Origin of the sequence: Cupriavidus nantongensis, from assembly GCF_041726985.1 — a bacterium.
GTDB lineage: Bacteria > Pseudomonadota > Gammaproteobacteria > Burkholderiales > Burkholderiaceae > Cupriavidus > Cupriavidus nantongensis_A.
Map to the genome: position 1 here is coordinate 115,305 of NZ_CP168303.1, position 12,638 is coordinate 127,942.

At 67.4% G+C, this 12,638-nt stretch carries 12 protein-coding genes; 10 read left to right on the forward strand and 2 right to left on the reverse strand.

Translation table 11 applies throughout. The features are described from left to right. The first annotated feature begins 88 nt into the window (after window positions 1-88). From ACEI37_RS11550 to ACEI37_RS11570, 5 genes are all read left to right on the forward strand, one after another. Window positions 89-1,150 carry a homocysteine S-methyltransferase family protein gene (locus tag ACEI37_RS11550; protein ID WP_111520524.1) on the forward strand — a complete coding sequence of 354 codons (1,062 nt, stop codon included), beginning with the start codon at window positions 89-91 and terminating at the stop codon, window positions 1,148-1,150. Window positions 1,151-1,168: 18 nt separating this feature from the next. Then, window positions 1,169-3,916, forward strand: coding sequence for a methionine synthase (metH, locus tag ACEI37_RS11555; protein ID WP_373379007.1), 2,748 nt, complete (start codon window positions 1,169-1,171; stop codon window positions 3,914-3,916). 262 nt (window positions 3,917-4,178) lie between these two features. Further along, entirely contained in the window at window positions 4,179-4,640 is a 462-nt protein-coding gene (locus ACEI37_RS11560; RefSeq protein WP_252677875.1) for a hypothetical protein, read from the forward strand. 321 nt (window positions 4,641-4,961) lie between these two features. Then, on the forward strand, window positions 4,962-5,594 hold the full coding sequence (locus tag ACEI37_RS11565; protein WP_012351438.1) for a response regulator transcription factor: 633 nt from the start codon (window positions 4,962-4,964) through the stop codon (window positions 5,592-5,594). Window positions 5,595-5,650: 56 nt separating this feature from the next. Next, on the forward strand, window positions 5,651-6,052 hold the full coding sequence (locus ACEI37_RS11570; RefSeq protein WP_373379008.1) for a response regulator: 402 nt from the start codon (window positions 5,651-5,653) through the stop codon (window positions 6,050-6,052). Window positions 6,053-6,062: 10 nt separating this feature from the next. On the opposite strand, the gene ACEI37_RS11575 is transcribed toward ACEI37_RS11570, so the two are convergent. After that, window positions 6,063-7,466 (reverse strand): CHASE3 domain-containing protein, encoded by a 1,404-nt coding sequence (locus ACEI37_RS11575; RefSeq protein ID WP_373379009.1) that lies wholly within the window; start codon window positions 7,464-7,466, stop codon window positions 6,063-6,065. Window positions 7,467-7,765: 299 nt separating this feature from the next. Between ACEI37_RS11575 and ACEI37_RS11580 the strand changes: the two genes are divergently transcribed. Continuing rightward, entirely contained in the window at window positions 7,766-7,933 is a 168-nt protein-coding gene (locus ACEI37_RS11580; RefSeq protein ID WP_010812883.1) for a DUF1328 domain-containing protein, read from the forward strand. 53 nt (window positions 7,934-7,986) lie between these two features. Then, entirely contained in the window at window positions 7,987-8,415 is a 429-nt protein-coding gene (locus ACEI37_RS11585) for a DUF883 family protein (RefSeq protein ID WP_111520520.1), read from the forward strand. 190 nt (window positions 8,416-8,605) lie between these two features. Here ACEI37_RS11585 and ACEI37_RS11590 read toward each other — a convergent pair whose 3' ends face one another. Continuing rightward, the gene (locus tag ACEI37_RS11590) at window positions 8,606-8,929 is read right to left on the reverse strand and encodes a DUF1840 domain-containing protein (RefSeq protein WP_115703022.1); all 324 of its coding nucleotides are present in this window, start codon (window positions 8,927-8,929) and stop codon (window positions 8,606-8,608) included. Between the two features lie 278 nt (window positions 8,930-9,207). On the opposite strand from ACEI37_RS11590, the gene argS reads away from it, so the two are divergent. The 3 genes from argS (at window position 9,208) to ACEI37_RS11605 (ending at window position 12,584) form a co-directional block, all read left to right on the forward strand. After that, window positions 9,208-10,995: an arginine--tRNA ligase gene (gene argS, locus ACEI37_RS11595; RefSeq protein WP_373379010.1), complete on the forward strand. Its 1,788-nt coding sequence runs from the start codon at window positions 9,208-9,210 to the stop codon at window positions 10,993-10,995. A 102-nt stretch (window positions 10,996-11,097) separates the two neighbouring features. Further along, a complete protein-coding gene (locus ACEI37_RS11600) occupies window positions 11,098-11,811 on the forward strand; it encodes an SPOR domain-containing protein (RefSeq protein WP_111520517.1) in 714 nt (237 codons plus the stop codon). A 137-nt stretch (window positions 11,812-11,948) separates the two neighbouring features. Beyond that, complete coding sequence (locus ACEI37_RS11605) at window positions 11,949-12,584, forward strand: thiol:disulfide interchange protein DsbA/DsbL (protein WP_373379011.1); 636 nt, start codon at window positions 11,949-11,951, stop codon at window positions 12,582-12,584. The last annotated feature ends 54 nt before the right edge of the window (window positions 12,585-12,638 follow it).

A 12,638-nucleotide genomic window follows, 5' to 3' on the forward strand; every position in this document is an offset into this window, starting at 1 on the left:
TGATAAAATCGCACCTCTTTGGCCGCCATCGGCCACCGCGGCCTACCGTCGAAGCTCCGCCGGCCCCGCCTTTCCTGAGTTCCCCGCCATGAGTGCCCCTGATTCCCGCGCGGCCGCACCGCGCCCCTACACCCGGGCTGCCGAGCTGCCCCGGCTGCTGCAAGAACGCATCCTGATCCTGGATGGCGCCATGGGCACCATGATCCAGCGCTACAAGCTGAGCGAGGCCGACTACCGCGGCACGCGCTTCGCCGACCACAAGGTCGACGTCAAGGGCAACAACGAGCTGCTGCTGCTGACGCGCCCGCAGGTCATCAGCGAGATCCACGAGCAATACCTCGCCGCCGGCGCCGACCTGATCGAGACCAATACCTTCGGCGCCACGCGCGTGGCGCAGGAAGACTACAAGATGGCCGGGCTGGCGTACGAGATGAACGTCGAGGCCGCGCGCCTGGCGCGCGCCGCCTGCGACAAGTACAGCACGCCCGACAAGCCGCGCTTCGTCGCCGGCGCCTTCGGCCCGACGCCCAAGACCGCCAGCATCTCGCCCGACGTGAACGATCCCGGCGCGCGCAACGTCACCTTCGAGGAATTGCGCGAGTCGTACTACGAACAAGGCAAGGCGCTGCTCGAAGGCGGCGCCGACGTGTTCCTGGTCGAGACCATCTTCGACACGCTCAACGCCAAGGCCGCGCTGTTCGCCATCGACCAGCTGTTCGAGGACACCGGCGAGCGCGTGCCGGTGATGATCTCCGGCACCGTCACCGATGCCTCGGGCCGGATTCTGTCGGGGCAGACCGTCGAGGCGTTCTGGAACAGCCTGCGCCACGCGCGCCCGGTCACCTTCGGCCTGAACTGCGCGCTGGGCGCGACGCTGATGCGTCCGTATATCGCCGAGCTGGCCAAGATCTGCGATGCCGCGGTGTCGTGCTACCCCAACGCGGGTTTGCCCAACCCGATGAGCGACACGGGCTTCGATGAAACGCCGGAGGTCACGTCGTCGCTGGTGGAAGAGTTCGCGGCCTCCGGGCTGGTGAACCTGGTGGGCGGCTGCTGCGGCACCACCCCCGAGCATATCGCCGCCATCGCCCAGCGCGTGGCCGACAAGAAACCCCGCAGCTGGCCCGGCCAGTATCGCGACGCCGCCTGAGCCCGAGAGCCCGACAACATGAGCGATAACAAACTGCCCCCGCGCCCGATGCGCCTGTCCGGCCTCGAGCCCTTCACCATCGACGACGACACGCTGTTCGTCAACGTCGGCGAGCGCACCAACGTGACCGGCTCCAAGGCCTTCGCGCGCATGATCCTGAACGGCCAGTTCGACGAGGCGCTGGCGGTGGCGCGCCAGCAGGTCGAGAACGGCGCGCAGATCATCGACATCAACATGGACGAGGCCATGCTGGATTCGAAGGCCGCGATGGTTCGCTTCCTGAACCTGATCGCGTCCGAGCCCGACATCGCGCGCGTGCCGATCATGCTGGATTCGTCCAAGTGGGAGGTGATCGAGGCCGGCCTGCAGTGCGTGCAGGGCAAGCCGGTGGTGAACTCGATTTCGCTGAAAGAGGGCGAGGAACAGTTCCGCCATCACGCCGAGCTGATCCGCCGCTACGGTGCGGCCAGCGTGGTGATGGCCTTCGACGAGAAGGGCCAGGCCGACACCTTCGCGCGCAAGACCGAGATCTGCCAGCGCAGCTACGACATCCTGGTCAATGAAGTCGGCTTCCCGCCGGAAGACATCATCTTCGACCCGAACATCTTCGCGGTCGCGACCGGCATCGAGGAACACAACAACTACGCGGTGGACTTCATCGAGGCCACGCGCTGGATCAAGCAGAACCTGCCGTACGCCAAGGTCAGCGGCGGCGTCTCGAACGTGTCGTTCTCGTTCCGCGGCAACGACGTGGTGCGCGAGGCCATCCACACCGTGTTCCTGTACCACGCCATCGGCGCTGGCATGGACATGGGCATCGTCAACGCCGGGCAGCTCGGCGTGTATGACCAGCTCGATCCCGAACTGCGCGAGCGCGTCGAGGACGTGGTGCTGAACCGCCGCGAGGATTCCACCGACCGCCTTCTGGAAATCGCCGACCGCTACAAGGGTGGCGGCGCGAAGAAGGAAGAGAACCTGGCCTGGCGCGGCACGCCCGAGCAGCCGGTGCCGGTGGCCGAGCGCCTGGCGCACGCGCTGGTGCACGGCATCACCACCTTTATCGTCGAGGACACCGAGGAAGTGCGCCAGCAGGTGGCGGCGCGCGGCGGCCGCCCGATCGAGGTGATCGAGGGCCCGCTGATGGATGGCATGAACATCGTCGGCGACCTGTTCGGCGCCGGCAAGATGTTCCTGCCGCAGGTGGTCAAGAGCGCGCGCGTGATGAAGCAGGCGGTGGCGCACCTGCTGCCCTTTATCGAGGAAGAGAAGCGCCTGCTGGCCGAGGCCGGCGGCGACGTCAAGGCGCGCGGCAAGATCGTGATCGCCACGGTCAAGGGCGACGTGCACGACATCGGCAAGAACATCGTCTCGGTGGTGCTCCAGTGCAATAACTTCGAAGTGGTCAACATGGGCGTGATGGTCCCGTGCAACGAGATCCTGGCCAAGGCCAAGGTCGAGGGCGCGGACATCGTGGGGCTGTCGGGGCTGATCACGCCGTCGCTGGAAGAAATGGCGTACGTCGCGTCGGAAATGCAGCGCGACGACTATTTCCGCGTGAAGAAAATCCCGCTGCTGATCGGCGGCGCCACCACTTCGCGCGTGCATACCGCGGTCAAGATCGCGCCCAACTACGAAGGCCCGGTGGTGTACGTGCCGGACGCCTCGCGCTCGGTCAGCGTGGCGTCGAGCCTGCTGTCGGATGAGGGCGCGGCCAGGTACCTGGACGAATTGAAGAGCGACTACGAGCGCATCCGCACCCAGCACGCCAACAAGAAGGCCACGCCGATGGTGACGCTGGCGCAGGCGCGCGCCAACAAGACGCCGATCGACTGGAGCAACTACGTGCCGCCCAGGCCGAAGTTCATCGGCCGCCGCGTGTTCCGCAACTACGACCTGGCGGAACTTGCCAACTACATCGACTGGGGCCCGTTCTTCCAGACCTGGGACCTGGCCGGCAAATTCCCCGACATCCTCAACGACGAGATCGTGGGCGAGTCGGCGCGCAAGGTGTTCTCGGACGGCAAGGCGATGCTGTCGCGCCTGATCCAGGGCCGCTGGCTCACCGCCAACGGCGTGATCGCGCTGCTGCCGGCCAACACCGTCAACGACGACGATATCGAGATCTACACCGACGAGAGCCGCACCAAGGTCGCGCTGACCTGGCACAACCTGCGCCAGCAGAGCGAGCGCCCGGTGGTAAACGGCGTGCGCCGGCCCAACCGCTGCCTGGCCGACTTTGTCGCGCCCAGGGACAGCGGCATCGCCGACTATGTCGGCATGTTCGCCGTCACCGCGGGCCTGGGCGTCGACAAGAAGGAGGCCCAGTTCGAGGCCGACCACGACGACTACAGCGCGATCATGCTCAAGGCGCTGGCCGACCGCCTCGCCGAGGGCTTCGCCGAATGCCTGCACGAGCGCGTGCGCAAGGACCTGTGGGGCTATGACGCCGCCGAGACCCTGAGCAACGACGAGCTGATCGCCGAGAAATACCGTGGCATCCGTCCCGCGCCCGGCTATCCGGCCTGTCCGGAGCACACCGTCAAGGGCCCGATGTTCGAATTCCTCGACGCGGCCGAGATCGGCATGGGCATTACCGAGTCGCTGGCGATGACGCCGGCGGCCTCGGTCAGCGGCTTCTACCTGGCGCATCCCGAGTCGACCTACTTCACCATCGGCAAGATCGGCCAGGACCAGCTCGACGACATGGTCGCGCGCCGCCATGAGGACCGCGCCGCGCTGGCGCGCGCGCTCGCGCCCAACCTGTAACCGGGTGCGACGACCGGGCGGCAGCGGCGGCGGCGGTGCCCCGCCGCCAGCCCGTTGATGCAGCAGGAAAAGCGCTGCCGATGGCCCGCACGGCGCTGCCGAGGTGGCGTGCGGGCCGCCTCACAACTCCTTACAGTGCCTTTCAACTGCTCACAGACCGCCGCAGTCCGGCTCCCTAGACTGAGGGCTCGATACACGCAATCACCAGCGTGATCACCGCGGCGAATGTTTCGCCGTGGGGCATCCTGAAAGGAGTCTGTCCATGAAGAAACTGCTGCTCTCCCTGTCCGCCCTGTCGATCGCCGCGGCTTCCTCGCTGGCCATGGCCCAAGGTACCGGCGCTGCCGTCGGCGCCAAGGCCGATGTCGGTGCCTCGGTGACCACGCCCTCGCCCACTGCGGCGGCACAGGGTGGCCTGAACGCCGTCGGCGGCGCCGCCACGGGTGCTGCGGGCGCGGCCGAGAAGGGCCTGTCGACCGCCGGCGCGGCGACCGACAAGGGCCTGTCGGCAGCGGGCACGGCGGCTGACAAGGGCCTGTCGACCGCGGGCGCCGCCGTCGACAAGGGCGTGGGCACCGCCGCCGACGCCACCGGCTCGGCCAAGGCAGAGGCCGGCAGCAAGGCCAAGCATGGCAAGCACGCCGCCAAGTCGACCAAGAAGTCGAAGGCCGACGCGAACGTGGGCGTCAGTGCCGGCGCGGAAGCCGGCGCCAAAGCGCAGTAAGCACCCGGGTAGTCGCTTGCAGTACTAGCCACAGCCTCTACCGGTGCAGGCCGCGCCGGGCCCCCTCCAGGGAAGTTCACGGGCCTGACGCGCCGCAGCAAAGCGGGACGGATCTGATCCGTCCCGCTTTGCTTTTGCGGCAGCCTCGGCGTGCCCGCGGCCGGCCTTGCCGCCACGCCGTGTCGTCAGCCCCATTGTCAGCCTGACACCGACAGCCTGAGCGCGCGCGCGGCACTACAATGACAACATCGCAAGCGGTTCCGCCTGCACCCGACGTGCACCGGGCCGAAGTGCCGGTCCGCTAAACCCGTGGAGCCCCCCATGATCCGCGTCCTGATCGCCGACGACCACGAGATTGTGCGTGCCGGGCTGCGACAGTTCATTTCCGAAGAACCCGATATCCAGGTGACCGGCGAGGCCGGCAGTGGCGACGAAGTCATGGCGCAGCTGCGCGATGGCGAATTCGACGTGCTGGTGCTGGACATCTCGATGCCGGACCGCAACGGCATCGACGTGCTCAAGCTGATCCGTCAGCGCAAGCCCGACTTGCCGGTGCTGATCCTGTCGACGTACCCGGAAGACCAGTACGCGATCAACCTGATCCGTGCCGGCGCGTCCGGCTACCTGACCAAGGAAAGCGCACCCGACGACCTGGTCAAGGCGATCCGCACGGTGGCGCAGGGCCGCCGTTACGTCAGCGCCACGGTGGCCGACCTGCTGATCGGCGGGCTCGACAAGCCGACCGAGCAGCCGGTGCATCAGATGCTGTCCGAGCGCGAGTTCCAGATCTTCTGCAAGCTGTCGCGCGGGCAGTCGGTCTCGGTGATCGCCGACGAACTGTTCCTCAGCGTCAAGACCGTCAGTACCTACCGTTCGCGCATCCTGGAGAAAATGGGCATGAAGACCAACGCCGACCTGACCTACTACGCGATCAAGAACGGCCTGGTGGAATAGCAGTTCAATCGCGGCCCCGCGCGGGCCGCCCCGGAAGGGTACCCGCAATACACAATATGTCGGAGCAGGATTCGAACACTTCCTACCGGGCGCTGAACGTGCTGCTGATTGAAGATTCGGCGGTCCTGCGCGGCATGCTGCTCGAATACCTGAAGGATTTCCCGTTTATCGAGAACGTCGACTGGGCTGACACCGAGGCCATGGCGCTGCGCCTGCTCGCCGCCAGCAAGTACGATGTCGCCATCGTCGACCTGCAGTTGCGCCAGGGTAACGGCATCAACGTGCTGCGCGCGATGCAGCGCGCTGACAACGGCACGGTGCGCATCGTCTACACCAACCACGCCCAGCTCGAGATGTACCGGCGCCAGTGCGCCGAGGCGGGCGCCGACTACTTCTTCGACAAGTCGCTGGAACTCGAGCAGGTGTTCCGCGTGATCGAGGAACACGCGGCGCCCTAGCGCGGCGCCTTCAGGCGCGTGCCGGCTCCGGACTCTCCGGTTCCTCGGCGGGCGCCAGCACCGATGCGGTCAGCGGCACCTCGATCCGGATCCGGACCCCGGCATCCGGTGACGAATCGATCTGCATGCTGCCGCCCAGCGCGGTGACGCGCTGCTCCATTCCCAGCAAGCCGTGGTGGCCGGCCGTGCTGCCGGCGTCGAAGTCCGGCGGCAGGCCCTTCCCGTCGTCGCGCACGGTCAGCGTCAGCAGTTCGCCCTGGCACGCCAGCGACACCTCGACATGCCGGGCCTCGGAGTACTTGCTGGCATTGGTCAGCGATTCCTGCACGATGCGGTACAGCGCGATCGCGGCTTCGTCGCGCAGCGCCGGCAGGTCTTCGGGCACGCTGACGTCGGTCTCCCAGTTGTTGCGCGCGCCGACTTCCTCGACCAGTTGCGTGACTGCCGCGCGCAGGCCCAGGTTGAGCAGCACGGTGGGGCGCAGGTCCTCGATCAGGCGGCGCTTGATCTGGATGCCCTGGTCCACGTGCAGCATCACGCGCGTCAGGCGCTCGGCCGCCACCGGCTGGTCCGCCTGTACCTTGCGGCGCACCCAGTGCAGGTCCAGCTTGATCGCGGTCAGGATGGCGCCGAGTTCGTCATGCAGTTCGCGCGCAAGGCGGGTCTTCTCGTCTTCGGTGACGCGCTGCAGGTGGGCCGCCAGCGCCGACAGCTGGCGCGTGCGCGCGCGAACCTTGCGGTCCAGCCGCACGCTTTCCTCTTCCAGCTGGGTGCGCACCGCCTCCGCCATCGACAGCCGCTTGGCGTGGCCGATGCCGACCGCCATCAGCAGGATGATGTTGATGGCGGTGAGCAGGCCGATGCCGTAGCGCGACAGCTGCACGTCGTTTTCGGCACCTTCGAGCCGGTGCGAGACCGCACCGGCCTCGCGCGCCTGCAGCTGGTCGAGCCCGCGGCGCGCGTTGTCCATGGTCTGCTTGCCGTAGTCGGTGCGGATCAGGTCCAGCGCCACTTCCAGGTCGCGCTTGCCGTACACCAGCGTCAGCGCCATCTCGTTGAGCTTGCTGTTGACCAGCTTGGAGGTATCGCCGAACTGCTTCAGGCCCTCGGGGTCATTGGCGTAGCCCGCGCGGATCTGCGCCATCAGCTCGGCGATGCGCGGCAGCGCCTTGTAGTACGGCTCCAGGTAGCTTTCCTTGCCGGTCAGCAGGAAGCCGCGCTGGCCGGCCTCGGCATTGACCAGCTCGCCGTTGAGCGCGGCCAGCTCGGTCTGCAGGCGCTGCGAGCGGATCACGTCGGTATAGCTTTCGCGCAGGCGGATATTGCCGGTTTCCGACGCCACCAGCACCGCCAGGGTCAGCAGGATGCCGCCCGCGAGCAACAGCGTGTGAGGGAGAAACGACTGCTTGAACATGGGGCTGTTCCTATCATGAAGGCGCGCTCGCCCGCCGCGGCGCCAAGGGAGGGCCCATGGAATCACATCGACCGCCATGGGTCAACCCGGAAACGGCCTCCGGGGCCGCGCCGCGCGGCCCCGCGTGGCGCGCTGCGGGGGTTGTAGGACTCGACTTACAGCGGAATCGGCTGCCTGTCGGTATTGGCACGAAGCGTGGCTTTCTACGATGAGGCTATGAGCTTGCACCCGTTGGCGCAAGCCTCACATGGGCCCAGCCAGTGCGCCTGGCCTGGTCCGAAATCTTCGGGAGCCTAGCCATGCTGCAATATGCACTCGTATTTTTCGTCATCGCCCTGATCGCCGCGATTTTCGGCTTCGGCGGGATTGCCGCCGGCGCCGTGGAAATCGCCAAGATCCTGTTCTTCATCTTCCTGGTCGTGGCGCTGGTCGCCGCGGTGATGGGACTCGTTCGCAGGGGACGATAAAGCCGGCGCAAGCCGGCATCACGCCCTCGTCGATCCGAATCTGAGGAGACCGTATGCTGACGCAGAACCCTAAAGTCCGGAAGGAACTGAACCACCTGTCCGACAGTGCCGACAGTGCGATCCGCCATATCAAGCATGCCGCGCGCGATACGCGCGAGGCTGCGGCGCCGGTATCCAGCGAAGTGAAATCGCTGATCTCGCAGCTCGAGCACACCATCCAGGTGCTGGCGCGCGAGGGCTCTGCCGAGAGCCTGCAGGCCGGCCACCGCCTGCGCGAACGCGCGAGCGACATGGCGCACCGCCTGCGCGCCCAGACAGCCGACGGTATGATGCGCGCGCGCGAACGCGTCGATGGCGCAGTGGTGCAGGCCCAGCACCGTGTGGCCGAATCCCCGCTGAAGGCGGTGGCGATTGCCGCGGCCGTCGGCGCGGTGATCGGGCTGCTGCTGGCCAATGGCCGGCACCATGCCGATGAGGAATAAGCGCGCGGACTTGGCCGACAAGGCCTGATCGGAGACCCCCTGGCCCGCCAGCGGGGCTCCGCCGGAATTCCCCCCTTTCCGGAACCCTCGTCCGGAAACCCGGCCACCAGTTGTGGTGCCGGGTGTTTTTTTATCCGCGGGCGCTGGACTGGCGCGCAGCGCTCAATGTCCTGCGGCCAGCAGGCCCTGCTCAGACGCCCCAGAGGACATTGGCCCCTTCGCGCTGCGAGGCGCGCAGCATGTCGAGGAACGGATAGGCCCGCTGTCCCAGGTGCAGCGGCTCTTCCTCTTCTTCCTCGGCATCGGGCCGGGCCTCGATGGCCGTGTCGGCCGGATGCGCGCGGCGCGCATCGGCCACGGCTGCCTCGAGCTTGTGGATCGCGTGCGGCAGTTCTTCGACGGTGATCACCCCCCGTTCCCCGAGATGCTTGCCGATGATGCCCAGGAGCGTCACGGCCAGGTCCTTCATCATGATCAGGTCCTGCGCGGCGTGGGATTTGAAGGTGATCAGCATGATGGTTTTTCCTTTCACGGAGTACGGTGGGCGGCGTCCCCGGGGCGGGATGCCGCGCCGGTTCGGGCACGGTCTGGCGCGGCCGCCGGAGCGGATTGTGGTCCGTGGCCGTCCTTGCGCATGATGTCAGCATAGCACCTGATAAAATTGCGCGTTTTCCGATTCCCATGCCTGGCACGCGGCGCGGCGTTGATTCGCCGTCACTTGCCGCGTTCGTGGCACCGGCGTGGCCCGCAGGGCCTGCGCCCGAATACCAGCCCCCAGGGCTTCAGACATCCATGCTGCCTGTTCAGACCTCCAATCTTGCCGCCGCGTTCACCGATGCCGTGCGCGCGCTCGCCCCGGCCGATGCCACCTTGCCCGCGGTCACCTTCGAGCGGCCCAAGGTGGCCGCCCATGGCGACCTTGCCTGCAATGTCGCCATGCAGGTCGCGCGCGCGCTCAAGAGCAAGCCGCGCGAGCTGGCGCAGCGCATCGTCGCCGCGGTGCAGGCCGATGCGCGCGCGCAGGAGCTGGTCGCGAGCATGGAGATCGCCGGCCCCGGCTTCATCAACCTGCGCCTGACGCCGGCGGCCAAGGCCGACGTGCTGCGCGCGGTGCTGAACCAGGGCGACCACTACGGCGCGCGCGAGCGCGGCGTGCATGGCCATGTGCTGGTGGAGTTCGTCTCGGCCAACCCAACCGGCCCGCTGCACGTCGGCCACGGCCGCCAGGCGGCGCTGGGCGATGCGCTCGCCAACCTGCTGTCGTGGCAGGGCTGGCACGTGCACCGCGAGTTCTACTACAACGACGCCGGCGTGCAGATCCAGACCCTGGCGCTGTCGGTGCAGGCGCGCGCGCGCGGCCTCAAGCCGGGCGATGCCAGCTGGCCCGAGGCCGCCTACAACGGCGACTACATCGCCGACATCGCCACCGACTTCCTCGCCGGCAAGACCGTCAGCGCCTCCGATGGCGAGCCGGTGACCGCATCGGGCAATGTCGAGGACATCGACTCGATCCGCAAGTTCGCCGTGACCTACCTGCGCAACGAGCAGGACATCGACCTGCAGGCCTTCGGCGTCAAGTTCGACCGCTACTACCTGGAGTCGTCGCTGTACAGCGACGGCCGCGTCGACGCCGCGGTGCAGTCGCTGATCGGTAAAGGCAAGACCTACGAGAGCGAGGGCGCGCTGTGGCTGCGCACCACCGACGACGGCGACGACAAGGACCGCGTGATGAAGAAGAGCGACGGCACCTATACCTACTTCGTGCCGGACGTGGCCTACCACACCACCAAGTGGGAGCGTGGCTTCACCAAGGTCATCAACGTGCAGGGCAGCGACCACCACGGCACCATCGCGCGCGTGCGCGCCGGCCTGCAGGGCCTGGACCTCGGCATCCCGCAGGGCTATCCCGACTACGTGCTGCACAAGATGGTCACCGTGATGAAGAACGGCGAGGAGGTCAAGATCTCCAAGCGCGCCGGCTCCTACGTCACCGTGCGCGACCTGATCGAATGGTCTAACGGCGGCGACGAGACCATCCGCGGCTGCCTGGAGCAGGGCGTGGCCGACTGGCCCGCGCACTTCACCCGCGGCCGCGACGCGGTGCGCTTCTTCCTGCTGTCGCGCAAGGCCGATACCGAGTTCGTGTTCGATGTCGACCTGGCGCTCAAGCAGAACGACGAGAACCCGGTGTACTACGTCCAGTACGCCCATGCCCGCATCTGCTCGATCTTCGAGTCGTGGGGCGGCGCGGACTGGGAAGCGCGCCTGGCCGAGCTGGCCGGCGCCGACCTGGCCGCCGTGACCGCCGCCGAAGCCAGCGCCCAGGCGCTGGCGCTGGGACAGCGCCTGGCCGAGTTCCCGGACATGCTGGCGGCCGCCGCGGCCGAACTGGCGCCGCACGCGGTGGCGTTCTACCTGCGCGACCTGGCCGGCGACTTCCACGCCTTCTACAACGCCGACCGCGTGCTGGTCGACGACGAAGCCGTCAAGCGCGCCCGCCTGGCGCTGCTGGCCGCCACGCGCCAGGTGCTGCGCAACGGCCTGGCAGTGATCGGCGTGTCCGCCCCGCGCCGCATGTAAGCACGCAGCCGGCGCCCGGCACCCGCCGGCCCCGGGGACACGATCCGGTGCGGCCGGCGGCGGCACTGGCTCTATAATCCCGGCATCACCGAAGAGGACTTCATGCAACAGCAACGCAAGCGCGAGTCGCGCAATGTCCGCCGCAGCCAGCAGCGCGGCGGTACGTTCCTGGGCCTGGTGCTCGGGCTGATCGTCGGGCTGGCCATCGCCGTGGTGGTCGCCCTGTACATCACCAAGTCGCCGACGCCGTTCCAGCAGAAACACGCCCCCCGGCCGAGCGAGCCCGGCAACGTCACCAGCCAGCTGCCGGCCCCGGCCCAGCGCGCCGACGAAGGCCCGAGCGACCCGAACAAGCCGCTGTGGAGCAAGACCCCCGCCAAGCCGGTGGGCCAGGCGCCGGAGCCCGAGCCCAAGCAGAACGGACAGCCACCGGTGGCGACCCGCCCGGCGGAGAAGCCGGTGGACAAGCCGCTGGACAAGCCCGTCGAGAAGCCGGCTGACAAGCCGCTCGCCACCAAGCCCGCCGAGAAGCCGGTGTCCGACCCGATCGCCGAGATCGCCCAGGCCGACGCGCACAAGGTGGGCTACCTGCTGCAGGTGGGCGCGTTCCGCTCGTCGGACGACGCCGACCGCCAGAAGGCCAACCTGGCGATGCAGGGCTTCGAGGCCCGCATCACGGAGCGTGACGTCAACGGGGTCAAGATGTACCGGGTGCGCCTGGGGCCGTTCAACCGCATCGAAGACATGAACAAGGCACGTGACCGGCTGCAGTCGTCCGGTTTCGAGGCTTCGGTGATCCGCTTTACCAAGCAGTAGGCGGCACCGCTTAATACCCGGTAACCGCCGCAACACCGCAGCAACAGGTTCCCGCCATACGCGGCGGGCGCGCCGATGAACCGGGTGCCGCCGCCGCTGTCATACGCTCATCGTCCAAACCGCAAGGCCGTTCTCAAATGAAAAAACTCGCCGCACTGTTCGCCATGTTCGCCGCCGTGGGCGGCCTGCTGATGTCCGCCCCGTCGCAGGCGGCACCCACCGAGGGCAAGGAATACCAGGTCCTGAAGACCCCCCAGCCGGTCGCGGCGGGCAAGATCGAGGTGACCGAGTTCTTCTGGTATGGCTGCCCGCACTGCTATGACTTCGAGCCGGACCTGGAAGCCTGGGTCAAGAAGCAGGGCGGCAATGTGGTGTTCAAGCGCGTGCCGGTCGCGTTCCGCGACGACTTGCTGCCGCACACCAAGATCTTTTACGCGCTTGAAGCCATCGGCAAGCTCGACGCCATGCATATGAAGGTCTTCAACGCGATCCACGTCGACCGCAAGCGCCTGACCGATACCAACGAGATCGCCGACTTCATGGCCAAGAACGGCGTCGACCGCAAGGCCTTCGTGGATGCGTACAACTCGTTCACGGTGACAACCAATTCGCAGCGCGCCAACAAGATCGCCGACGCCTACAAGATCGACGGCGTGCCGACCGTGGTGGTGCAGGGCAAGTACGTGACCTCGCCGTCGATCACCGGCAACAAGCAGGGCGCGGTGCAGACCATGGACTACCTGGTGGAGCAGATCAAGGCGAAGAAGATGTGATGGGCTGAGGGTTTGCTCCCATCCACGGAGCAAGGACCTGTGGCAAGCCAAACG